Source organism: Alistipes finegoldii DSM 17242, from assembly GCF_000265365.1.
GTDB classification, from domain to species: Bacteria; Bacteroidota; Bacteroidia; order Bacteroidales; family Rikenellaceae; genus Alistipes; species Alistipes finegoldii.
In genome coordinates, this window is sequence record NC_018011.1 from 827,493 (window position 1) to 850,561 (window position 23,069).

Consider the following 23,069-nt stretch of genomic DNA (forward strand, 5'->3'; position numbering starts at 1 on the left):
AGTTTTTATTTGGTTAACAACAATTAATCTTCTTTATTGCCGGTTACAAAGCCAATCGGCTGACGCGACTTCTTGGCTTCCGGTAGTTTCACAGACAAGGCCCCAATGGCCTCATAAATCGCATCGATGTCTTTTCGCATGTCCTCACTCAGATCATTCACAGCCTCCAGATTCTCCCGGCAGTCATGCTCCACCAGCTGCAACCGGCTACGCAACTCCAGCAACTCGGCCGAAACTTGGGTAGATTGCAAAATATAGTTGCGCATTGCTACAAAAGCTCGCATAATGGTAATGCTCGTTTGGATTGCAACTGAACTCCTTAATACGGCCGATAACATGGATACACCTTGCTCTGTAAACGCAAAAGGCATATACCGAATACCACCCTTGTTTGAGGTCACAGATTGTGACCTCAAACTGATTTTTAATACGTTATACTCGGATTCTGTAATTTCAAACATAAAATCCGAAGGGAATCTTTCGCTGTTGCGGCGTACAGCTTGTTTCAATACTTTTGTCGGAACTTGGTAAAGTTCCGCTAAGTCGAAATCCAGCATTACCCTCTGGCCGCGAATCTCGTAAATTTTATTCTGTATGATCTGAATATCCATTTTCATTAATATTTCACCAATTTCCCTGATTGGTATATTTTACCAATATTTTTGCATCTGAAGCTATCAGAATATCACTTGAATTTTTTATCATATTATTATACTCGTGGGCTTTATTACTATCAATAGTAACCTTGATAATGCCTTTTCTCCGCCTTTCTTCCTTTTTTAAGAGTATAGCGTATTTTGCTGTAATAGGATAATATAAATTGTAAGCCCCTTGTTTATTTGGTCTGGCATCTACTATGGGTTGTATTCCTGTTATGAATGGAACATCAGAATCATTTATCAATAATGTAATGTGGTAATCGTCTGGCTTGGTTACCATATCATCGACTATCTGCATCGACATAATCATCATCAAAGGATAAATCACATTTTCAGACAAGCCGACGTTTTTAGGAGAGGTTAGTTGGTTGGCTTTTTTCAATATACCCGGAGTTCGAAAATATTGAGTTCCAAAAAACAACAAAAAATTGACTTTTGATCGTTCTGCCTCCCACCAATCAATTTCCCCAGAACCTATTTTTCGTAAAATATCCGCAGCAGTAGCTTCTATCTCTGCATACAATTCTTCTATTAAATTGTTCGCAAGCGTATCTACTATTTTATACGGGGTCTCGGCATCTCCAGATGTTTGCGGCCATGTATAGTCTGATACTATTTGCATCAGACTATAATCGCGCAAACGAATTGTACACTTTTCACAAACGAAACGTACAAAAAAACTTTTTTTCGGAGCATTTAAAAAGCGTTTAAGTGGTTTTTAAACATAACTTAAACGCTTGATTTTTATACGAAAAAACCCTGCTTTTTTCTTTGTATTTCAGAATATTATTTGTATATCGAAATATGTTGAATAAAAGTGTCATGCTGCGACCTTGTCGAGCAGTTCAACGATATTCTGTTTTATCTTCATTGTGTCGCGCTTCCATTCGGTCAGAGTAAAACCTTTCTCGTATTGCGGATATGGTTTTTCTTTTCCACAATACCGGAAATGCTTGCAGAGAGGATAAATATAGCGATACGTCTTTACGACCAGCACTTCAAAATCACCCAGCAGATAGGCCATGTTTGCACGTAAATATGCCGATGCCGATGTTGTGTTCGTCAATATCTGCTCATGCGTAATCTCTCCCGTCCTGCGGTTCCGCAGGAACTTCGTGTAATGAAATCCGAAATATCGGAAGTTTGCGGCTTTGTAGATCGTTCCGCACCCTAATCGACCATCGGCGAACGATTGAATCGCCACGACATCGGAGTCAATCTTGCGCAGCAGTTTGATAGATGCGGCAATAAGCACGCTTTCGGCGTTGTGTCCAAGCGTGTCGTCAATCCACATTCGGTTAAGTTCGCACATCCAAGCCCGCGGATTCGGATGCGTGAATATCTTCGCTCGCGGGTTTTTCATATACCCGTAAACAGCGACGCCCAAACATTTATCCGGTTCTTCGGCCCGAAATATCCCGAAGTTATATTTGCCGAACCCGCCCTCGTTCCACTTATGGGAGTAGTGGTTCTTCACAATCAGGTCCTTTGCTTCGGCCTTCGGCACTAATTTGATAATCAAACTTCCCAACGCGGAAGTATTTTTGAGGACTTGCAGCTCCTCGGTGTTGCTATTCATTCAACGATTTTATACCTTTGTGACCTCACCACGTACTAAAAACGCCGTAGCACATCCGAAGGCTTTAGCCCTCGGTGGATGTGTTACGGCGCATTCGTTCTGCTGTACGTGGTGAGATACTACAACAGACCGGGGGCTTTTTCATGCCCCTATTTTTCATGTTTCTATTTCCATCGGCCTATTGCGAACCAGTATATGGGTTCTCCTGCCGGATGTGCTCCTGCGCTCTCGGCATAACTTTTTCGGGCTATGAAATATGATGCGGTTTTGCTGTTTACGGAAGCGGATGCAACGCCCGTTTTTGCACCGAAAGCCACCGTCGTGATTACACAATAAGGCACTGCGTAAAAGGTTATCGGGAAATAAACGGTTATGGTTCCCGTTGAGTCGCCCCCGGTGTTATACCCCCATTGCAGCAGTATCCCGTCGGGTGCTTTGTAATAACCATTGGTTGAAAACGACTTTTCCAGCGAAACGTTCGCAAGGTCCTTCGCAGCCTTATTATTCCACATTGATTTTTCGGTGTCGGACACGAATAGGTGCCCGCCGTCCTGCTCTACTCGTTCGGCGGGAATATTGCCCTCAAAATCCCCCCCCCGGCATACGGGAGGGCATTCCATGCCTTCACGCCGTCCCCGATCTTATGACGGCTTGTATCGGACTCGTAGACGACTTCTCCGGCGAATAGTACAGGATTCGTCGCAGCCAGCGCGGCTGCCGTGTACATCGGGTGTTGTATACGTCCTTTCATTATCCTATCAGTTTTTTCACCTGCAATTTGCATTGCTCGGCGTATTCAAAATATGCAGCGAACTCGTCCGGCTTCGTGTCCCGCTGGCGAAGTATCGCCAGCTCGTCGGCGATTGAGTACCGCTCCCAGATCAGCGATTGCACCTGCTGTTCGTAAGTCGGTGCCGGAGTATCATCGACGCACTCCGTCAGGATGGGGACCCCCTGCTCATTCTCGGTAATCATCATGCCCGCGGCCTGCCCGTCGAGTAGTTCATGCCACCGTTCCTCGGTGATCTCCACGGCCCCGTCGATGGGGGCGTCATAAAATCCTTGCTTCCAGTATTTCATAATCTTTCGTGTTTCTATTTCCAGCGGCCGATTGCCAAATATTGAAAGGTACAACCCGAATTACCATATTCGGCTTGGCCATTCGATAGCCGTTTGATGTACCTCGGTCGCATTGTAAAATAGGATGCCGATACCGGGTCGGCCGCAGCTACTTCAACGGCTGCGTCTCCGAAGGCAGTAGGCGTGGTAATGATAGCGTAGGGTCTCGCGTAAAACGATGCCGGAAAATACACGGTAATAGAGGTTGTCTGATTGCAGCGGGTTCCCCATGCAAACATCATCCCGTCAGGAGCTTTATAATAGCCTTCTGCATTGAGTGATTTTAACAGACTGACATTATCCAGATTGCTGTTCGCCTTTGCGTTCCACGTCGTCTTTTCGCTATAACTCGCAAACTGATATAACGTATTGGTGGAAATATACGAAGCCGGAATCGCCGTTAAACTTATAAAGCTGCAGGCGTATGAAACAACCGCGGCAATCTCCTCATCTGTACTTTCGAATATTCCGGCCGGAAACTCCGAATCATCCACCGAGCCGAAAGCGATGGCATTATTTTCTGCTACAAACCCGAAAACCCCAACGGTCGTGGTGCCCTCTATGTACCACACCATACATTGCAGCCCTCCGAAGCGCACCATGCGGACCTTGCCGATAGCCGTTGCCGCAATGACCTTTTGAAGCACATCGTTAATCGGGGCACTCGTTCCTAAGAAATCTGCCACAGAATCAGCCCCGGCAACGGGAGTCATTTTCGGCAGATCACCGCCCGCATCGTATGCGAGATCATTCCATTTACTTATCCCGTCGCCGACCTTGCGCTTTCGAGTGTCGGATTCGTACACAACCTCACCTTTGAGCAGGAGAGGATTTGCGGCGGCCAACGCCGCCGCGGTGTACATCGGGAGTTGCAATCTTCCTTTCATCGTGGTTGTTTACGGTTAGGACATTCCGGGAATGGTGCATTGAATAACGAGCGTGCTGGCCTTGAATTCGTCCAGCGCGGATTTCGCGGCGGCGGTTCCGGCCCCCTTCGCATCGTAAACAGCGTCAAAGTCGGTTTTCAGCCGATTTTTCAGCGCGTCGTATTTGAGCTGAATGACATTCGACGCCGACACCTCGATATAAGTGCCGTCGCCCTTGTAGACATCCACGAGGTCCTGCACGGGCAGATATTGCGGGGTGTTGTTGTTTTGGAACAGGAACTCGACGTACTTGTCGCCGACCTTCGCCCCGGTATAGGGTGTGTTCGCCGTCGTAACGGTCTTGATCGACGAACCGCGCAGCACTTGATCGAGCGGGATGTTAATCGACACGCCGACCTTGTTCCCGCCCTTCTTCAAATGATAGGTCGATGCGAAACCGCTCTCGGTGGCCACCTTCTCGATGGTGTATTCGAGGTTCCACTTGGCCTTTTCCGCGTCCGTTGCGAAACGGTGCGTGGCATCCTCGGCAATCATCGAAGCTGCATGGGTTGCCGGATGCTGGTAGTTGTTCGCACCTGCGGCGATGCCATCGAGCTTTGTCTTGTCGGCCGCCGACATCAGACCGTCGGCCGCATGCGTGGCGGGCGTTTTCTCGGCTTTGTTGTTCCAGCCCGCGATTTGGGTATCCGTGACAAGGCGGTGTGTGGCGTCGGCCGCGAGCTGCGCAAGCGTGGTCGGCTGTCCCCAACTGAGCGCCGACCAAGTTTTCGTGCCGTCGCCGACCTTGAATTTCACGGGGGACGTGCCCTCCACAAATCCGACTTCACCTTTGAGAAGAACGGGGTTCGCCGTGGTCCATTCGGCCTCGGTTCCGGTTGTGTGTGCGATGCGAGCCGCCAGCAGAACTTGCTCCAACGCCGCCAATGCTTGATTGTCTTCCATTGTATTTTGTATTTATTTGTTGCCTATCAAATCCGCCGGGGACCCTCCTTGAAGGGTTACGCGGGTAGTTCGCTGCACGCAGTCGTTCTCAACGACCGACCGCAGGTTATCCAGTTGTTCGCGGAGTTGATCGATGGCCTCGTCCGACTCCTTTTTGTGTTGCGCGAGGTCGCTCGCGGTCTGTTCGACGGTTTCTTTGAGTTTCTGACCATCGGCCGCGGATAATTTGCTGTTGAGTTGATCGGCAAGGCCATCGACGCCATTAATGGCGATCTTGTCCTCGTTCTTGTGCCAAAAGCTATCCCAAGCGTCCGAGAACTGTGCGGCCGTGGGATATTTCCCTTTTCCGAACCATTTGCGGAGTTGTGCCCGTGTGATAATTGCCATTGCTCCTTGTGTTATTTCGTTCGCATGATGTACGCCAGCGCATAATACGGCGGGCGGTTCTCGTGGGGCTTGTTCCCGCCCGTCATATAAGTGCGGCCGTCGCCCTCGTTGAGCGCATTCGCCGAGCCGCCGCCCGTGAAACGTTTTCCCGCGTGTTGCAGGAACAGCCCGTGATCGTGCGCGGGGAGTTCCTCCACGGTGAGCTGGTGGGTTTTCTTGCCGCCGACCGCACCGAGGGTTTTGTAGTCCTCGTCGCTGCCGTAATGGCCGACCACAAAGCGCCCCCGGAGATCAGGTAGACGAAAGAAGCCCGCCGAGGTCGTGAGCTGGCGGCCGTTGCAGTCGTAGCCGTTGTTGAACGCCGCACCGATGGCGGCGAACAGTTCCGGGTACTCCGTCTGCCGGAGCTGCTGCCCCTCGCAGAGCAGATACCCGTCGGGAACCCCGCGCCCGGCCCACATTTCGACCATGCCCAGCGGCGACGGCTTCATGTCGGCGAGAGCCTTGCGCAGGGCGGCCAGCTCCGCGTCGAGCGCGGGCAGCGATTGGGCCTCGCGGAAATCTTCCCAGCGGTAGTTTTCCTCGCCGACGCCGGGCGCGAGCGACCGCCTCACGTATGCCTGCGGATAGTCGTAGCCCTGCGCCTGCACGGAGATCACCTCCTGCTTGAGGTACATGCCGCTGCCGATTGCGCCGCCTTCCCAATACAGCACCTCCCCTTCGGGGTGCTCTCGCGTGTGCAGGAATACGTAACCTTCGGCCCGGCGGGCTCCGTTATCCATTGGGTCGCATCCGAGCAGCACGGCCTTGTTTCCGGCGATGTTGCCGATAATCGACACGACGTGCGCGTTGGTTTGCAGGTAGTCGAGCATTTCGCAGTCGGCGGGAAAGTCCTTGTTCGGCTGCAAGAGGTATCTTCCGTGTATCTGTTTCATTTCAAATGAAGTTTATCGAAAATCGTTTTGATGCCAATTTGTAGGTGTTCACAACCCCCGTCACTTGGGCGAGGTCTACTTTGCCGTACAACGCGACGGGCAGGTTCACCCAGAAGTCGTAGCCGTTCACGCCGCCATAACCTCGGCGGTTCAGTATCACGGCCCGGCCGGAACCGCGGGCCGGAAGCCGAACGCTTTGGTCGGTGTCCCGGTGGTGCAGGATGATATATCCGACGTTCTCGGCATTGTCCGTGATCGTGATACGGCGGTCGATGGGGTCGAACATATCGTTCAGCACAGCCCGCAGATGACACACCTGACCGTTTTCCTGAACCCGGTACTCGGCATCGTGTTTCCACAACACGAATTGCGTGTGCAGCCATTGCAGGGGCGACACCGCGGCATAGGCCAGCGCCGCGAATCCCGGCTTGCGCCAAAAGGTCGGCAGCAGGAGCAGAGCCAGCCGTTTCACGTTGATGTCGTACTTACCCATTGTAGACCTTCATGTTCAGTTTGATATCGCCCATCTCGAAATATCCCGCCGCCGGAACACACCGGGCGTCAATCGCAGTAACCACGCTTTCACCTGCGGCAACGGTGGTTGCACTCCGGAGTTCGGGTATTCTCACGCCGTCGATCTTCTGCAACTGATCCACGAGTGCCATGTTGGTATATTCGCCGTTGAAGGGCAGGTTTTCGATGTAGTTCTGTATCGCCTCGCGGCAGGTACTCTCGACCGCCGAGGCGAGCAGTATCGGGTCGAAATAAATGTCCAGCTCGCAGTTGAAGCGGTCGGGGGCGATGTTTACCAGCGCCGTCCGCACCCCGGCGTCCTTGATCTCGGCGATGTAGGCTTTGAGTTGGCTCTCGGTCTCCGCGTCGAGCGGACAACGGCGGCCGCCCTTTTCGCCCGCAACCTTAATCGTCAACAGCGAGGCGTCGTCGCTCTCGTCGGCGACGGCATGCTTGACGACCCGCGCGGCCGTGATCTCCTCGTCGGTCATGTCCGCCGTGTCGTACTCGTCCGTGTCGGGGATCAGCGTCCGGTCCTTCATATAGGCCAGCACCATATCCCGGTACCACTTCGGGCGGTGCGGTTTCATTTTGTCGATACTGGCGTTCACCTCGCTGCGGAACGCTTCGAATATGTTCTCCAACGTCCACGCTGCGACTGCAAAGAGGTAGAACAGCACGCTCTCGACGGAGAGTTTCCCGAAGAAGGCCGCGAAGCTGTCCCCGGCCGTAAAGCCGTATAGTTTCGCCGCCGTTTCGTTGCGCATGAAGTCCGCCTCGATGGACTCCTTTATTTCCGCTATTGTTCTCATCGCACCATAAAATCAACTTCAATTCCCATGTAACCGATGCCGCCGAAGGGAGCGGCTTCGATTTCTTCGTCCGACAATTCCGTCGCCGGGCGTATCTGCCGGGCCGTATATCTTTCCAGCACCATCTTGTCGGCCACGGGTGCAGTTTCGAGCTGCGCTCCTGCTTCCAGCGGTTCCGAGACACTCACGTCGTTTGCCGCCGCGAGGTCGAAGGCCGCCTCGACGCCGCCGCTGGTCTGTACCGCGATGTCCAAGAGGCTCTGCCTATCCGATGGTGCTATTTTCGCCATTGTACTCAATCGTTATCTGTCCGTCCTTCATTTCGACGCGCGACACGGACAATCCGCACGCCTGTAACATGGTCTTTGCATCCGCTTTCCACATCGGATTCGGGGACCCGCCGAGCATCTTCAATATTTCGGCCCCGATAAGCGGGTGCTCTTTGAACTCCCCGCGCACGGCCCGCAGAACGCACTCGGCCGTTTGGGCCGTCGTGTCGCCGACGGCCAGCCGCCCGGCGGTCACCTGCACATCGCCCGTTTCGGGGTCTATCAATATTCCGCGCATCAGTCCTAATGTTTCACGCTGTCGTTTTCCAGCTCCGCAGCGACGGTTTGTGTCAGTTGTCGGCTCGCCCATGCCGTGGCCGCAGTTTTGAGAGCCGCGCCGCCGTCTGTTCCCGCGGGAACCCATGCCGAGAATACCGCTTTCAACTCGTTTATGTCGTTCTCTAAAGCGTTGAGCCTTCCGGCGGTCTTTCCCGATATAACCAAACCGCCCAGACGCCCGCCGTTCAGCGTAATGCCTTCGTCCGTCACCGTCGCCGATGTCCGGCCGATGTCGAGTTGCACCTTGTCGATCTGGTCGCACAGCACGACCACGGCCACGGCCGGGTCGATGAAGGCCACCACAACGTAACTGCCTGCGGCCGGGAACTGCACAACCCCGACCGAGCCGTCTTGCGACGCTTGCAGGTTCACGCCCACGAGCGGGGCGCTCTCGTCGATGGGCGTACAGTCCACCGTCCGGGCCTGCTCGTCCACGGCGTCCACCGTGCATATCTTACAGTACAACTCGGCCCCCGACATGGCGAGAACCCGTATAGCCTCTTTGAGTGTCATTCCGCTACCCTTAATCCGATTGTTATCTCCTGCCGGAACCCGCCCGTCCCGTATTTTATCACGTTCTTATCCGTCTGATATATGCCCCGGCACACACCGTCGATCTTGATTCCGATGTTGTCGAGCTTGTCGATCAGCACGGCCCCGAAGGTGGTGAAGGACCCGGCCAGCCCGTCGCGTTTCAGTCGTTTGAGTTCCTGCTCGGCCCATGCCTTCAACTCCTTTTCATCCTTATTGTAGGTGTGCAGCGTGCGGCGCTGGCCGTCGGCATCCCCGACATCGACGCGAATCCGTTTGTTATTCGGCCGCAGGGATATTGCCCGTATCTTGATCTTCACGTCGGCGGCGTTCTGCACGTCGAGTTGTGCATCGTCGATCAGGTTCACCCCGGTTGCAAACACCTGCTTACACTTCGTGTCCCGCTCGAACAGCACCCCGCAATACAACACGGGTTCACCGTCCTCGATGCGAAAGAACGACCGGATGCCGCCCTGATCTTTCAACTGTCCGAGCAACTCGGTGACGGTGTTCGCCGTGACGCGGAACTGGCCGATGTGCTGTTCGCCGAACACCTTATACTTCACGCCGAGATTCTGATCGCGCAAAACCTGCTCGATGGTGGCCGTTTTGTAGGCGATCTTCTTCGCATCCCGCGATTTGAACAGAAACATGTAATCCTCGCAATGTATCTCGGTGGGATTTTTCAGCCCTATCGTCGTGATAAAACCCCGGAAAGCGAATTGCAGCTCGCCGTCATACCCCAGCCACACCGATACCTCGTCGCCCCGCTTGATGGGCATGGAATTCTCGCCCAGCCAGCGGACTTTTTTCGGCAGCGTCACGACGCACGTATCGGTGAGCGTGTCGATGTCGCGGGTGATCTCCACCCCGGCGACCTTGTCGAACCGCCACGTCTTCGCACTTTTGATCTCAATTTTCGCAGTCAGCCGAAACATTGTTTAAAGGCCCTTTAAACGGTGTTTAATAGTCGGTGTTTTTGATTACGTAGTCCTCGTCGGACAACGCCTTCACGTCGATAGTCTGACGGTTCGAGTGCGTGTCTTGGTTCAGCGCGAATCGCGTCACCACGATACGGCTGATGTCGAACAGCTCGAAGAACACACTCGACACTTCGATGGCCTTGTTCTCGTCGAGGAACTCTCGGACTTCACGGATGCCCTCCTCCGGGTATTCGTCCACGATCACGCCGTCGCGCACGGCCACAATCCCCACCGTTATACTGATGTCATAGTCGCCGTTGGAGATGTACTCCTTGATCGTACCACTCAGCCCGACGAGCGTCGTGCGGACCATGTGCTTCTCGCGTGAGATATTCACGACTGCGTCGTTCACAACGAGCGTGCGGCCATCCTCGCGGCGCAGCGTCAGTTCGGTAAGCACGTAACGGCTCTCCCAATAGCTGCGGTCGGTGATCGGCACAGACAGGTCGTGCCCCGCGATGTCTCCGCCGTGGCCTTCCCATGACGGGGCTTTGGCGTTTTGCTGCGAGGGTTGAAAGCGGCAGAGGGCAAAGCGTGCCTGCTGTGCGACGCCCGCGGCCACAAACCCGAAACTTATCACTCCTAAATTCCCCATCACATTGCAAGGTTTACGTCGTTCACCGCGCTTAAAACGGCCTCGGCGACCAATTCCTTCACCCGGCTCATATCTTCGCGCATATTGGTCGTGTTTACCTCGAAGCGGTCGATCAGCCTCTCGATATTCACGGTGATGTTACGGACCTTGTCGGCCTTTGCGCTTGTGGTCCCGATGCTTTGCAGTCCTCCGGCCAGCGGGTCGGGGTTGGGGGTCGGGGTTGGGTTCGTAGTTTCGACACCTGACGAGGCTTGCTCTTTGGCTGCGGCGTCCGCTTTCGACTTGGCGATCTCCGCGTCGTAAGCCTTCGTGAAGGCTCCGCCGACCTCGGCCCCGAAGTCCGAGAACCCGCCCTTCATTTTCTGAATGGCGGCCCGGATGCCCTTGCCGTCGAACTTGAACGCTGCGACGATCAGGTCGCCCAAACCGCCGAACACGGTTTTTGCCATGTTCCAAATACCCGTAAACACGGCTTTGAACGAGGCCCAAAGCCCTTTCAACGTGGCCCGGAACTTTACGGACGTATTCCAGAAGTAGACGCCCACGGCAACCAGCGCAGCGATGGCGGCCGCAATCCATCCGATGATCGGGATGTTCATAATAGCGACACCCACGGCCCGGCACGCAGTCACGGCCGCCGTCTTGAACGCCGCGAAGCCCGCCGAGGCGATACCCGCGAACGTGACGGACGCGGCACCGCCCGTCACCAGCGAGAGAACATAGGCCCCTATCGCTTTGATGCCGGACCATATCCCGACTGTTGCAAAGCGCAGCGTGGCGACGGTCGCCTGCATGATGTTGCGCATGAATCCCAGCGCTTGCACCTTACCGATGCTCAAATAGCCGTTATACATTTGCAGCGACAAGATGGCCCGGCCCATCACGCCGATCACCCCGTGCCACATCCCGGCGAAATTCAAAGAACGGATGAAGACGATGCCTTTTCCGATGCCCAGCAACAGCGGTGTCATCTGCGCCAGCGGCACAAGCGAACCTACCACGACCTCGACCCAAATCCCCCAGTCGCCCGATGCGTTGAACAGCGAGATTTTCAGATCGTCGAACTTGGCCCGCACGCGGGAGAGTCGTTCGTTGTAGCTTCCCATGATGATCCCCGCCTGCTCGACGGCCGTGTTCGTGCCGGTGATCACCGACTCGTAACGGGTCACTTCGTCGATGCCCTGCACGAGGGCCATTGCCGCGTTGCTGTTTTCCCGGCCGAACAACTTCGTGAACAGCGCCGTGTCGTTGAGTACCTTTTTCAGCGGGGTTAGACGGTCCGTGAGGGACTTCGATTTGTCGGTGAGCGCGTTGATGTTCACGCCCGCCGCCGTCAGTTCCTCCTTCACGTCTTTGGGCAGGAAGCGCCCGGTCGAAAGTATCGCCATGACGTTACGCAGCGCGACACCGCCTTCGGCTCCTTTCTTACCCGCCTTGTCGAGAACCTGAATAGCCGCGTTCGTCTCCTCGAACGACACGCCCGCCGCCTTGGCCGCCATACCGCATTGCTCCAGCGCGACCTTGATCGTCGGCAACTCGGCGGACCCCGCCTGTCCGGCGGCGGCCATGACGTTCATCATCTTCGCCATCTGACGGCTCGCCTCCATCGGGTCGGCCAGCGACACCCCATATTGGTTCATGGCCGTCGTCAGCACCTCGGCCGCAGCCGTGGCGTTGCCGCCCATCGTCTTGCTCAGAACGGCGATATTGTCGCCCATCGCTTTGAGCGCCGAGGGGTACTTCGCCAGTTCGGGCGAGAGCTGCGACAGCAGGAGTTTGTACGACTCGACGGATTGTGCCGCCGAGCCGCCGAACGCCTTCGCCGTATCGCGGGCGTAGCCTTCAATCGTCCGCAGGCTTTCGCCCGTTTCGCCCGATATGGCCGAGAGGTCGGCCAGCGAAGCGTTGAGCGCAGCACCCGGCTGCAGGGTTTCCTGCATCGTGCGGCCCACGCCCTCGATGTACTGCGTGAACTGATTTAGTGCGAGCAGCTTGCCCTCGAAGCTATCCCACAGCCCGACGGACTTGTGGATTTTGTCGTTCAGGTCCTTCACGCCCTGCGTGATGCCCTGCACGACAACATCGCAGTTGCCCGTGATATTGAAGGAATAGTTAAATGCGTAGCTGCTCATTCACTACTTTTTTGGTTCTTCCGCAAAAAGTTTCTCTAACAGTTTTCCGAGCGCGAGGAGGCGCGTTCGTTCCAGCCATACAGCCTGTTCATACAGTCCCGCCCACTCGTCATAGGTCAGCGTGCCGGGGTCGATGTGAAAGTTCGCCCGGATCAGGGCGCACCCCTTCGTAATCGTCTGCTCGTCCTCGATGTCCGAAAGGGTGTGCGCCCCTACAAGTTTTTTATTTCCGTGTGGCAGGTGGCGAACAAACTGCCCAGCGCACCGAGGGCCGACGTTTTGAGAATCGCATCGCTCTGAACGAGCGGGCTGCCGCCGAGCCAGCAGTTCTTAAACATCGTGTCCGCACCTTTCAGTTCGTCCTGCTTGCTCACGGCGTTAACGGCCGACATTACATCCATCGTTGGACGACGGAAATAAGCGACATGGTGTTCCTCGGCCATGTCGTCAAAAACATCTACCGTAACGACGCGGCCGTTGGCCTGTTTCCACGACTGGCGCATTTCGTCCGTGACACCGCCGTCGAGGACGGGATACTTGGCACGTTTGGCAGCCAGTTCCTTGGCTTTCTGTTCCTGTTCCTGTTTATTTTCCATAGTTGATTGATGATTGGGTTATACCTTCGGCTGGCCCCACTCGATGTGCGAGGGGATCAGCGGAAGCTCGACCTGCTGGTTCAGATCGCCTTCCTTCCAGTCTACCTTGTTCTCGTCGAACTGGCAGTTTCGAATCTTGTCGGTCGTGATGATACCGCTTTCGGGCAGGTAGGAGACCGTAATGTCGAAGGGGGCGATGTCCTGCAGGCGGCCGTTCGGGGCCTGCCGCTGCAAAGCCACGATCTCGCTTTTGTAGAGGGTAATCGACGCCGACGGTGTGATGCGTCCCTTCGAACGGGACACGGGATGCCGTCCGGCTCCGTAGTTGTTCTGCACATCCTGCTTGTCACCGTATTTGATTGCGGTGATCCCGACGAACGGCACGCCGTTCGCTGCGGCGACGATGTCGCCCCAAGCAGGTTCCACTCCGTTAATCAGCGGCACTCCGTTTCTGATGTTCATTCTGTGTTGGATTTGAGGTTAGACACTCTCGGCAAAGCCGATTTTCACCTTGAAGCGACGCACGACACCGACGCCGACAGGCCGGATTACGAACTCGATTTCGGACGTAGAAAGCACGTTCTGATCGGGGTCGATTTCGACCACGTAGCCGCTCAGCTCGCCCGCCTTCTCCATATCTTCAAGGGCCTTCTGGGCCGTGGTCTGCAAGAACTCCACGCTGTGAGTCTGCAACTGCCCCGTAGTCTTGTCGATGTAGACATTGCCGCCGAGCTTCGGCAGCAGGTAGGTGCGGATGCCGCGCACGGCCTTGTCCATCGTGCGGACGTTCTCGATGTAGGCGTAGTCGCTCGTCGGGGCGTCCATCGTGTGCGAGTCGTTCATGTACGACCCGGACAGTCCGGAGTAGGTCACGAAGAACAGGTAACGCGATTTGTCGAGCGCCTCGACGACGGCGCGGTCCAGCGTTTTCAGCAGCGTGCCGTCACCGAAGGCCGGGACATCGACGCCCGTCGGGAATTTCTCGATCCACGCGATAGACTCGTGAACAGCGGCCAGCGACACGATGCCGAGGACCACGCCAAGACCCGAAACGGAGGCTTTCTCCGTGTTTTCTGCATCGACATATAACGCTGCGCCCGTTGAACTTCCGGCTTGCCCGATCACCGTCCATACGCGCTCCTTGTCACCCGCGAGATTGCTCGGCAGCGATGCCACGGCCGAGACCTTCGGAGCGTAGATGATGCCCAGCGGCATATCCTGCTCTTCGAGCGTCGCAGCGACCCCTTGCAGGGCCGTGAGGTTGTCGGCCGCGAGGGGTGTGCGTCCGTCCCATACGCCGAGCTGCCGGAGTCGGCCGTCGGCGAAGTTCTGCATCTTCTTGACCTCGGCATAGGTGTTGGCTCCTTCGGGGTTGGTGAAAATGCCGACGTACAGGCTGATGCCCGGATTGACGCGGAAGATTTCGGAAAGCTGGTAGTGCAGGACCCGGATGTCCCAGTTGTCAGCGTCCGCCGTGATACCCAACGCCTCGGCCGTTTCGATGGTCGAAACGGCTTTGATGCGCTCGCTCTCGGAGAAGCCCGAAGGCAGCGCGGCCGAATAGATCACCAGTCCGGAGATATGATCTTCTCCTGCCAGTTTCTTGGGGATGTTCCCGTTGGTGCGGATGAATTTCAAAGACTGCATTAGGCTTTGTAGTTTTCGTTGGTAACTGCGACGACGAGCTTGTCGTCGAGGGTGTGGCCGTGGTTGTCGGCGTCGCACTTCACGAAGAAGGGCGTGCCGTCCGAGGTCACATAGACCGTCTGTTTGTCGGGGTGGCTCCGGAACACCTGCTTTGCCACGGCCTGCGCTGCGGTGTCGCGGATGGTCTTCTTTGCGGCAGACGCCTTGCCCGAACTGCGTGCGGCACTCTTTGCCGGAGCTTCTTTCTCGGACCGGGCCGACGGTTCGGCCGGAACCTGCTCGGAGGCGGGGGCTGTGTCGGGCTGCTCAGTCGAAGCGGAAGCCAGTTCTGGAGCCTCGCTGCCGTCCGGTTCCGGGTCGGCCTGCGGCTGATCGGGTACGATGTCCGCAGGCTGTTCGGCCGGGACCTGTTCGGGGTTCTGTTTCGCTGCGGCCTTGCGGGACGCGGCTTTCGTATTCTTGTTTGCCATTGTGGATGGGTTACTTGTTCTTGAAAAAGCGGTAAAAAATGTATATCAGCGACAGCAGGCCCACGAAACAAAGGGCCTTTTGCCACCATGTAAGACCGCGGCGGCTCTTGGTCGTGGTCGCGGTGTCGGTCGCCGTCTGCTGGTCCGACTCCCTGCGGAGTTGTAGCTGGTCCTGTTCCTGCGTCATGCTCCCGGTCGCCGTGCGGGTGTCGCGTGCCTGCGTCTGCCGCAGGCGGCTCGAATCCTGCACCGAGTCGGAGCGGAGGCGTCGCTGGGTCGTTTCCCGCAGCAGGGGCGGCTTGCCGGTCAGCGTGTCGGCCGGGCGGCTTGTGTCGTACTCCCGTGTGACGGTTTCGACATCCTCGACCGTGGTCCGGTTGCGGGTCCGCTCGATGGCGAGCTGCTCGCGCAGGGCCTCGCACAACTCCCGAAAGAAGATGCTGTCTCGCGTGATCTCCCGATCGGCGGCGAACTGCTCATGCGTGTTATTTGTCCGCTGTTCCTGCGTCTTGGCAAGCCGTTTCTGCGGACTGCAATTCGAGAATAACAGGACACTCAGCAGCGTGAGGGCAGGTAGATACCTTGCCGATAGCCTTTTCCAGTCGTGAAACATTCGTGTTGAGTCGTTTTACTTGGCCTTCGAGCGGTCGCACGATATTCTGCATGATGATCTCGTTCCCCAGCCGGGCGTTTTCCAGTTCCTTGCGGTTGGCGTCGGCCTTCGCCGAGGCAACCTCCGCCCGCAGCTTCGCAATTTCGGTGTCGTACTTCTGCCGGGTAAGCCGGGACGAGAGCCACGCAGCCACAGGGGTCGCGGCTATGCCGATAAGGGCGAGGATTATTTCTGCGGGCATTCGATTCCAATAGATTTAAGCCATGCCGCAACGTCGAACGACGGGCAGGCTTTACGGACGCCCGGCAGGTCGCGGTGGCCGACGATTTTCACATTCGGGTGTTTCTCGTGGAAGTAGATAACGTAGCATTCGAGCGCCTTCCTCTGCGCGTGTGTTCGGGTGTCCTTCGGCGTCTTGCCGTCGGCGGCACAGCCGCCAGCGTAAACAATATGCCGCGCCACACCGTTGTAACCAGCCGCGCCGTTTGTTATTTCCCACGGGTCCACGAATGCGTCCTCGTTGTTCCCGACCAACCGCTCCACCGTGCCGTCCAAGTGGAAAAGGTCTGTATATCCGACCTGACGCCAGCCCCGGCCGCCCTCTGACACGGGGGCCGTGTGCCACCGCCGAATATCGGCGGCGGACACTTCCCGGCCTTCGGGGGTTGCGGTACAATGAATGACCAGATATTGCAGAGCCTTTTTCATTGTATTATGCCGCAGGGGTTTCCGATGCTGCTTTTGCGCTCACGATGGCGCCGAAGCCCTCGTTACGCAGCGGCAGACAGATCGTGTACGTGCGCATCGAGAAGATGTTCTGCTGGTTCTCCGGGTCGAGATCGGCGGGGCGCAGGTAGGACTTCGTCGAGCCGTCGGCACGCATCGCCCGCTTGGTCGTGAAAGCTACCGAACACTGACGGTCGTTGTCGCCGATAACCGCGCCGAACGCCTTCTTTTTGAGCGTCGTGGTGTCGTAGTAGGGACACTCGTCGTACTCGTACACATCGAAGCCGTACATCTTGGCGATCTTGCCCGTGGTGTAGTCGTACATCTGTTTCTCGAAGCGCTGGTCCGTCTCCAGCAGGTCGGCGACATGGTCGGCACACAGTACGAGGATGCGGCCTTCTTTGGGGATTCGCAGTTTGTCGAACTTGTTTTTCAGCGACACGATGTCCGCGCGGATCAGTTTTTTACGACCGTCGGGTGTTACGTCACCCGTGGTTGTGATAACCGGGGTCTTGGCCGTGTTCTCCGCGGGAGCCAGCGAATGGATGGCCCGCGAGTACTTCTTCTCGAAGAACATGTCCTTGTGTTTCTCGATCACGAGGGCCATCTTGTCGTAACCGATGGCATGCAGTTCATCGTCGGTAATAGGAGTCGGGCGCGACTGGAATTTATCGAGCTGCACGGACTTGTCACCGTCGGGGAGTTCCTGTACGGTCAGCGGGTAGGTCGTATTGTTTACCAAAATTTCAGGGTCCGCACCGACATCGACGAAGTGGATGGCGTCGGCTTTCACATACGAGTCGTAGGCGCGAATGGCATTGTACCAGCCGATGCTTTCCGCGGCTGTCCGGAAGGCTTTGATAAGTTCGCCCGTCCATGCTTCGGGATAGATACCCGCGGCCAGCACGCCCGAAGGCATGAAGCCGCCGCACAGCGCAGAGGCCGCCGACATGCCGTTCACGGCCGCGATGCCCGCAATGGGGTTAAAGTCGAATACGCAGGCAATGGTGGCTCCGACTGCGGAATTGACACCGAGCGCTGCGAGCATGCCCAAAAGGGCAAGAAGGAATTTTCTCATTCAGAAAAAGGGAATGTTTAGAGGTGAATCTACTTGAGGGAGTTGGTGAAGTTGGGCGCGAAGCCGTAGTGAGCCTTGTACAGCCGGATGTACTCCGAGCGGTTCTGCTCGCGCAGCTCGATCTTCTGCTCGTCGGACATCTTGTCCCACGAGAGCGTCATGTTGCCGCCCTGCGGTTTGCCGCCGTCGATGAAGTCCATCGGCTTGGATGCGGGCGTCATCATCGCCAGCGTGTCGCGCAGCGTGTCGATGCCGGCCTTCTTGCCCAGTTCGATCATCTTCGGCATCTGCGCCTCGGTGATCTGACGATTGTCCTTCGCCGCCGTCACGGCATCGGTGATGCGGGCCAGCGTGAGTGTCTCGTTCTCGGTTTTCAGCGCCCGGATTGCGGTTGCTGCGTCTGCTTCGGTCGCCGTAGTCGGAAGGCCGAGCAACATCAAAATTTCATTCATCTGAAAAATCTTGTTTTGGGGTTTGTCGTCGTTGTCGGGTTTGAGAAGCGGCAGCAGGTCGTTGTCTTCGCCCTGCGCGAGTGTGAGCAGCTTGCCGCCGCTGTACAGGCGAACCTGTAAGGCGTCGTCGTTCGCGCCCACGTCCACGATTGACACCTCGACGAGTTTCGAGCGCGTGACCGTCGGCCGGGTCTGTCCCTGCACCACATTCTGCGGGTCGTCCGACCATTCGAGGATTTCGATACCTGCGGACAGCATGCGCAGCGTGCCGCGCTCCCATTTGGCTGCGATTACCTTCTCCTCGTCGGTGTCGCCGTCGATCTGCGGCGTGCCGAACAGTCGGTCGTTCTCGACGCGCAGGTCGTTCATCGTGCCGATGGGAATACCTCGCTTGTGCATATACAGCACGATGGGGTTCTTCTCATACTGCGAAATGTCGAGACCTTCGGTCAGGACTCGCGTGCCGTAGGCGTTCACGCTGTTGCTGGTAATGACTGCTTCTCTTGCCATTCAGTTTTTTTTCGGCCTCGGACACCGCCGACAGAACGTCGGCGGGTCGGTCGGCCTCGGATGCAAAAAAGGTTTGTAGCGGGAGCGGGACTCGAACCCGCGGCCTTGAGGGAATGAACCTCACGAGCTGCCAACTGCTCCACCCCGCGATTCGGATGCAAAGATGCAGGGCTAAATCCGGCGTAACAATCGGAGTGTAAAAACCTTACACTTCATTTTACATACTTCTGTTTATGGCGCAACTTTGCCCCGTCGAACGCCCTCGCAGGGCATCATTTTTTTTCGTATGAATGGGTAGGAAAATCGCCGGAGAATTGAAGGAGTTCGCCGAACTTCTGTATATGCAGGGCACGCCGCAGAACATCATCGCCGAGAAGATCGGCGTGTCGAAGAACACCATCGGCGCGTGGGTCGCGGCTGGATGCTGGGCCGAAAAAAAAGTAGCGCAATCGCTGACACGGAAACAAGTCGTGAACAACGTACTGCGCTCTATAAACAAAGTCGCCGAGAACCTCGGCAATTCTTCCGACCCCACGGCGGTCGGGAGTAGCAGCGACCAACTGGCGAAGATGGCCGCCACCATAAAAACCCTCGACAAAGACGTGTCCGTCGTCGATTACATGGAGTGCTTCATGTCCTTCGGGCGCTGGCTCGAACAACGCGCGGAGTTCGACCCCGATGTCACGGCCGAGTTCCGCAAAGTCGTAAACGATCTGCAAAACAAATTCGTCGTCGAGCAGCTCAGTATAGGTAAAGTACAATAACGATGGGCAACAATGTTGTAAAAACCTATGCCGAGTGGCGGCAATGGTGTATTTTCGTAAAAGAGCGGACGACCGTTCGCCCGGAGTCGCCAGCCGAGAAGCAGGCCCGCATCAGGCGTGCCCGGACCGACTACAACTTCTTCGTAAACCATTACTTCCCGCACTACACCGACGACCCGGCGACGGGAAAACATACCGAGTGCGCCCCGTTTCACATCGAGGCCGCGAACCGCGTCCGCAAGGACCCGAACTATAAAGGAGTCGAAAAGTGGGCACGCGGTCACGCCAAGAGTACGCACTTCGACATCTTCATGCCCCTGTGGCTGAAAATACAGGAGCCGCGCGAGATCAACGTAATGGTCCTCGTTGGCAAGTCCGAGGAGAACGCCAAAACGCTGCTCGGAGACCTGCAGGCGGAGCTGCAATACAACCAGCAATATATCGCCGACTTCGGCGTGCAGTATAACGCAGGCGATTGGCAGGACGGCAAGTTTGTGACGGCCGACGGCTGCGCCTTCTTCGCCCGCGGCCGCGGGCAGTCCCCGCGCGGCCTGCGCTACCGAAGCCGCCGCCCCGACTATATCGTCATCGACGACCTCGACGACGACGAACTGTGCGGGAACGAGGCACGTGTGAAGCGGCTCGTGAATTGGGTGAAGGAAGCCCTGTTCGGAACGCTCGACGGCGGCCGCGGACGCTTCATCATGGTCGGCAACCTTATCAGCAAGAACTCTGTGCTGGCAGCGATGGCGAAGGCCAAAGGTATACACGTCTCGCAGGTGAATATCCTCGACAAGAAGGGTAACGTGTCATGGGCCGCGAAGTGGTCGCGCGAGGAGGTGCAGAAGATGGCCGATTTCATGGGCTACCGCTCCTTCCAAAAGGAGTACATGAACAACCCGATCACCGAGGGCGTGGTGTTCCGGCAGGAGTGGGTCCGGTGGAAGAACCCGCTGCCGCTTGACAAGTACGACTATCTCGTGGCCTATTGCGACCCGTCGTTCAAAAGTTCTTCCAAGAACGACTACAAGGCCATCAAACTGTGGGGCAAGGCCGGAACCGAGCTGCATTGCCTCGCGGCGTTCGTCCGGCAATGTTCCGTCTCCGAAATGGTGCGCTGGTGGTACGACCTGCACGAACGGATGCCCGAAAAAGCCGTAGCCGAATACTACATCGAAGCCAACTTTTTGCAGGACATCATCCTCGACGAGTTCACCCGCGAGGGAAACATCCGCGGCTATCAGTTGCCCATCCGGGCCGACCGCCGCAAGAAACCCGACAAGTTCCAGCGCATCGAGGCGATCTCGCCCCTGTGGGAGCGCGGCTTCGTGTACTACAACGCCAAGCAACGGAACGACCCCGATATGCTGGCCGGACTCGATCAGACCTTATGCTTCGAGAAAGGCATGTCGGGCCATGACGACGCCCCCGACGCCGACGAAGGGGCCATTTACAAACTGCAACAGCACACCCGACAACAGGCGTTCACGCCGTCGGTCGGGTACAGGCATATATCAGCTAAAAATTTATGGTAAAATTATTCAGGGCGCTGGTATTCCAGCACCGACTCAAAAAACAGATCCGCATCGCCGACGAACGGAAACGCCGGACCGGAAAGAAACAGTTTGTAATCACCCTCGGCGGCCGTCCGCTGTGTGTGTCCAAAAAGCGCATCCGCACGCTGATCTCCGAGCAGGTCTACCGCCGTGGCGTGAAGGTCGCCGACATCGCGGCCATTGCCATCTATAAAACCAAGTAGCGAATGTTTCTCGAAGATCGGGATTACAAGGTCGTCTGCAACGACGACACCCTCGACATCATCACGCAGAGCGACGAGCAGACCCGCCGCGACGCCGAACGGAGCGCGCAGGAAGAAGTGGAAGGCTATCTGCGCGCCCGTTACGACACGGCGAAGGCTTTTGCACAAACGGGCGACAAGCGAAATGCGATGCTCGTGCGCGTCACGGTGAGTATCGCCCTGTTCTACCTCGGACAGTCGCTACCGCAGTTCATGGGCAACGAGCAACGCGAGACCATGTACAACAATGCGATTGCATGGCTCAAAGACGTACAGAGCGGCAAGGCCATGCCGGACTTGCCGCTGTATGAATCCGAGGACGGCGAGGACCCGCAGAACCCGGTGCGCTTCGGCTCCCTGCCCGCCCGTAAATACACCTATTAAAAACCTTTCAAACACCGTTTAAACACCGATTGAATGGGTAAGAACAAGGCCGCTCGAAAAGCGGCTCCCGATTTCGAATCACGCACATACGAGTCCCTGATGGCTGCCGCCCGCGCGGCCAAAACCATCGAGCAGAAGCGAGGCGTCCTCATCCAGCTCAACGAGGTTGCGGCACGTCTCTCGCAGAAAGATATTGCGACATGGCGGCAGGCATGGCAGATGGCGCTCAATGTCGAGAACCCCAAGCGCGGCCGACTTTACGACTGCTACACCGACGCGCTGATCGACCTGCACCTCACGGGCTGCATCGGCCAGCGGGACGGCAAGACCCTGCAAAAGAAATTCGTGCTGAAAACCGAGGACGGGAAAGAGGACGATACGGCAATGAAGATTTTCGAGCGCCAATGGTTCGCGGACTTCGTGAGCTATGTGCTTGAGTCCCGTTATTGGGGGCACTCGCTCATTCAGTTGGGCGACGTTACGACCGTGAACGGCGTGCGCACCTTCACCGACGTATCGCTTGTGCCGCGCAAGCACGTTATACAGGAGTACGGCGTCATCGTGAAGGATGCGGGCGACGATCCCCAGCAGGGCGTGAGCTACCGCACGGGTGGACTTGAAAAGTGGTGCGTCGAGGTCGGCAAACCCCGTGATCTCGGCCTGCTGCTCAAATGTGTGCCGCAGGCATTCTCGAAGAAGAACATGCTGGCCTACTGGGATGTGTTCGGTGAAATTTTCGGCATGCCCATCCGCATCGCTAAGACCGCCGCGCAGACCGGGTCCGAGCGCAGCCGCATCGAGTCGATGCTGGCGAACATGGGCGCGGCTGCATGGGGACTGTTCCCCGACGGAACCGACATCGACATCAAAGAGTCGAGCCGGGGCGATGCCTTCAATGTTTACGACAAGCGAATCGACCGGGCGAACTCCGAAATGTCGAAGGGCGTACTGAACCAAACGATGACCATCGACAGCGGCTCGTCACTCTCGCAGAGCGAAGTGCATCTCGAAGTGTTCGGCAACGTCTGTGCAGCCGACGCAACGATGGTGAAGAATATCGTAAACGACAAGCTCATTCCCCTGATGATCGAACACGGATTTCCGTTGCAGGGGTTGATTTTCGACTGGGACGAGGCGGCCTCGTTCACGCCGTCCGAGCGCCGGGAAATGGAGCGCGTCGTTTTGCAGTATTACGACGTGGACCCGCAGTATTTCATCGACCGCTACAAGATACCCATTACCGCCAAACGTGCGGACGGTTTTTTCGAGTAGGGACTGACCCCGACGGCGGCAAGGACAGTCCCGAAACGAAAACCGCCACGCATGCCGCGAAATCGGCGCATTATGCT

The 23,069-nt window shown here is 56.6% G+C and carries 30 protein-coding genes and 1 tRNA gene; 5 read left to right on the forward strand and 26 right to left on the reverse strand.

The features are described from left to right. Positions 1–23 precede the first annotated feature (23 nt). The 26 genes from ALFI_RS03700 to ALFI_RS03835 all read right to left on the reverse strand — a co-directional run bounded on the left by ALFI_RS03700 (position 24) and on the right by ALFI_RS03835 (position 18,923). The gene (locus tag ALFI_RS03700; protein ID WP_014774816.1) at positions 24–611 is read right to left on the reverse strand and encodes an ORF6N domain-containing protein; all 588 of its coding nucleotides are present in this window, start codon (positions 609–611) and stop codon (positions 24–26) included. Positions 612–624: 13 nt separating this feature from the next. Next, positions 625–1,281, reverse strand: a complete 657-nt coding sequence (locus ALFI_RS03705) for a DUF4238 domain-containing protein (RefSeq protein ID WP_042493221.1) — start codon at positions 1,279–1,281, stop codon at positions 625–627. A 198-nt stretch (positions 1,282–1,479) separates the two neighbouring features. Further along, positions 1,480–2,238: a Mom family adenine methylcarbamoylation protein gene (locus ALFI_RS03710; RefSeq protein ID WP_014774818.1), complete on the reverse strand. Its 759-nt coding sequence runs from the start codon at positions 2,236–2,238 to the stop codon at positions 1,480–1,482. Between the two features lie 164 nt (positions 2,239–2,402). Further along, on the reverse strand, positions 2,403–2,858 hold the full coding sequence (locus ALFI_RS17740) for a gp53-like domain-containing protein (RefSeq protein ID WP_416987727.1): 456 nt from the start codon (positions 2,856–2,858) through the stop codon (positions 2,403–2,405). Between the two features lie 130 nt (positions 2,859–2,988). Then, positions 2,989–3,318, reverse strand: coding sequence for a hypothetical protein (locus ALFI_RS03725; protein WP_014774820.1), 330 nt, complete (start codon positions 3,316–3,318; stop codon positions 2,989–2,991). 14 nt (positions 3,319–3,332) lie between these two features. Further along, positions 3,333–4,244, reverse strand: a complete 912-nt coding sequence (locus ALFI_RS03730) for a gp53-like domain-containing protein (RefSeq protein ID WP_014774821.1) — start codon at positions 4,242–4,244, stop codon at positions 3,333–3,335. Positions 4,245–4,259: 15 nt separating this feature from the next. Then, positions 4,260–5,186 carry a hypothetical protein gene (locus ALFI_RS17340; RefSeq protein WP_014774822.1) on the reverse strand — a complete coding sequence of 309 codons (927 nt, stop codon included), beginning with the start codon at positions 5,184–5,186 and terminating at the stop codon, positions 4,260–4,262. Between the two features lie 12 nt (positions 5,187–5,198). Next, positions 5,199–5,573, reverse strand: a complete 375-nt coding sequence (locus ALFI_RS03740) for a hypothetical protein (RefSeq protein WP_014774823.1) — start codon at positions 5,571–5,573, stop codon at positions 5,199–5,201. A gap of 11 nt (positions 5,574–5,584) precedes the next feature. Then, positions 5,585–6,508 (reverse strand): tail fiber protein, encoded by a 924-nt coding sequence (locus ALFI_RS03745; protein WP_014774824.1) that lies wholly within the window; start codon positions 6,506–6,508, stop codon positions 5,585–5,587. A 1-nt stretch (position 6,509) separates the two neighbouring features. Then, positions 6,510–7,001, reverse strand: a complete 492-nt coding sequence (locus ALFI_RS03750) for a hypothetical protein (RefSeq protein ID WP_014774825.1) — start codon at positions 6,999–7,001, stop codon at positions 6,510–6,512. Beyond that, positions 6,994–7,833, reverse strand: coding sequence for a hypothetical protein (locus ALFI_RS03755; protein WP_014774826.1), 840 nt, complete (start codon positions 7,831–7,833; stop codon positions 6,994–6,996). Before ALFI_RS03755 ends, ALFI_RS03750 begins: the two co-directional genes overlap by 8 nt. Beyond that, positions 7,830–8,123 (reverse strand): hypothetical protein, encoded by a 294-nt coding sequence (locus ALFI_RS03760; protein WP_014774827.1) that lies wholly within the window; start codon positions 8,121–8,123, stop codon positions 7,830–7,832. Before ALFI_RS03760 ends, ALFI_RS03755 begins: the two co-directional genes overlap by 4 nt. Continuing rightward, positions 8,098–8,400: a hypothetical protein gene (locus tag ALFI_RS03765; protein WP_014774828.1), complete on the reverse strand. Its 303-nt coding sequence runs from the start codon at positions 8,398–8,400 to the stop codon at positions 8,098–8,100. Before ALFI_RS03765 ends, ALFI_RS03760 begins: the two co-directional genes overlap by 26 nt. A 5-nt stretch (positions 8,401–8,405) precedes the next feature. After that, positions 8,406–8,954 (reverse strand): hypothetical protein, encoded by a 549-nt coding sequence (locus tag ALFI_RS03770; RefSeq protein WP_014774829.1) that lies wholly within the window; start codon positions 8,952–8,954, stop codon positions 8,406–8,408. Beyond that, a complete protein-coding gene (locus tag ALFI_RS03775; protein WP_014774830.1) occupies positions 8,951–9,910 on the reverse strand; it encodes a hypothetical protein in 960 nt (319 codons plus the stop codon). Before ALFI_RS03775 ends, ALFI_RS03770 begins: the two co-directional genes overlap by 4 nt. Positions 9,911–9,935: 25 nt before the next feature. After that, positions 9,936–10,550: a DUF6046 domain-containing protein gene (locus tag ALFI_RS03780; protein WP_014774831.1), complete on the reverse strand. Its 615-nt coding sequence runs from the start codon at positions 10,548–10,550 to the stop codon at positions 9,936–9,938. Beyond that, positions 10,550–12,682, reverse strand: a complete 2,133-nt coding sequence (locus ALFI_RS03785) for a phage tail tape measure protein (protein WP_014774832.1) — start codon at positions 12,680–12,682, stop codon at positions 10,550–10,552. The genes ALFI_RS03780 and ALFI_RS03785 overlap by 1 nt, the downstream gene beginning before the upstream one ends. A gap of 212 nt (positions 12,683–12,894) precedes the next feature. Beyond that, positions 12,895–13,278 (reverse strand): hypothetical protein, encoded by a 384-nt coding sequence (locus tag ALFI_RS03790; protein ID WP_014774833.1) that lies wholly within the window; start codon positions 13,276–13,278, stop codon positions 12,895–12,897. Positions 13,279–13,296: 18 nt separating this feature from the next. Further along, on the reverse strand, positions 13,297–13,740 hold the full coding sequence (locus ALFI_RS03795) for a hypothetical protein (RefSeq protein ID WP_014774834.1): 444 nt from the start codon (positions 13,738–13,740) through the stop codon (positions 13,297–13,299). Between the two features lie 18 nt (positions 13,741–13,758). Next, positions 13,759–14,925, reverse strand: a complete 1,167-nt coding sequence (locus ALFI_RS03800) for a DUF2586 family protein (RefSeq protein WP_014774835.1) — start codon at positions 14,923–14,925, stop codon at positions 13,759–13,761. Then, positions 14,925–15,395, reverse strand: a complete 471-nt coding sequence (locus ALFI_RS03805; protein WP_014774836.1) for a hypothetical protein — start codon at positions 15,393–15,395, stop codon at positions 14,925–14,927. Before ALFI_RS03805 ends, ALFI_RS03800 begins: the two co-directional genes overlap by 1 nt. A gap of 10 nt (positions 15,396–15,405) precedes the next feature. Beyond that, positions 15,406–16,008 carry a hypothetical protein gene (locus tag ALFI_RS03810; protein WP_208854101.1) on the reverse strand — a complete coding sequence of 201 codons (603 nt, stop codon included), beginning with the start codon at positions 16,006–16,008 and terminating at the stop codon, positions 15,406–15,408. A gap of 225 nt (positions 16,009–16,233) precedes the next feature. Then, entirely contained in the window at positions 16,234–16,716 is a 483-nt protein-coding gene (locus ALFI_RS03820) for an N-acetylmuramoyl-L-alanine amidase (RefSeq protein ID WP_014774838.1), read from the reverse strand. A 4-nt stretch (positions 16,717–16,720) separates the two neighbouring features. Then, positions 16,721–17,812, reverse strand: coding sequence for a hypothetical protein (locus tag ALFI_RS03825; RefSeq protein WP_042493225.1), 1,092 nt, complete (start codon positions 17,810–17,812; stop codon positions 16,721–16,723). Positions 17,813–17,841: 29 nt separating this feature from the next. Further along, positions 17,842–18,774, reverse strand: coding sequence for an HK97 family phage prohead protease (locus ALFI_RS03830; protein WP_014774840.1), 933 nt, complete (start codon positions 18,772–18,774; stop codon positions 17,842–17,844). 76 nt (positions 18,775–18,850) lie between these two features. Further along, positions 18,851–18,923: transfer RNA gene (locus ALFI_RS03835), tRNA-Met, on the reverse strand. Positions 18,924–19,064: 141 nt separating this feature from the next. On the opposite strand from ALFI_RS03835, the gene ALFI_RS03840 reads away from it, so the two are divergent. The 5 genes from ALFI_RS03840 to ALFI_RS03860 are packed head-to-tail and all read left to right on the forward strand — an operon-like array spanning position 19,065 to position 22,992. Then, a complete protein-coding gene (locus ALFI_RS03840) occupies positions 19,065–19,538 on the forward strand; it encodes a terminase gpP N-terminus-related DNA-binding protein (RefSeq protein WP_042493226.1) in 474 nt (157 codons plus the stop codon). A 2-nt stretch (positions 19,539–19,540) separates the two neighbouring features. Further along, positions 19,541–21,073 carry a hypothetical protein gene (locus tag ALFI_RS03845; protein ID WP_014774842.1) on the forward strand — a complete coding sequence of 511 codons (1,533 nt, stop codon included), beginning with the start codon at positions 19,541–19,543 and terminating at the stop codon, positions 21,071–21,073. Further along, entirely contained in the window at positions 21,067–21,297 is a 231-nt protein-coding gene (locus ALFI_RS03850) for a hypothetical protein (protein WP_014774843.1), read from the forward strand. The genes ALFI_RS03845 and ALFI_RS03850 overlap by 7 nt, the downstream gene beginning before the upstream one ends. Before the next feature lie 3 nt (positions 21,298–21,300). Beyond that, positions 21,301–21,720, forward strand: a complete 420-nt coding sequence (locus tag ALFI_RS03855) for a phage protein Gp36 family protein (protein ID WP_014774844.1) — start codon at positions 21,301–21,303, stop codon at positions 21,718–21,720. Positions 21,721–21,753: 33 nt separating this feature from the next. Next, on the forward strand, positions 21,754–22,992 hold the full coding sequence (locus ALFI_RS03860) for a phage portal protein family protein (RefSeq protein ID WP_014774845.1): 1,239 nt from the start codon (positions 21,754–21,756) through the stop codon (positions 22,990–22,992). Positions 22,993–23,069: the final 77 nt, after the last annotated feature.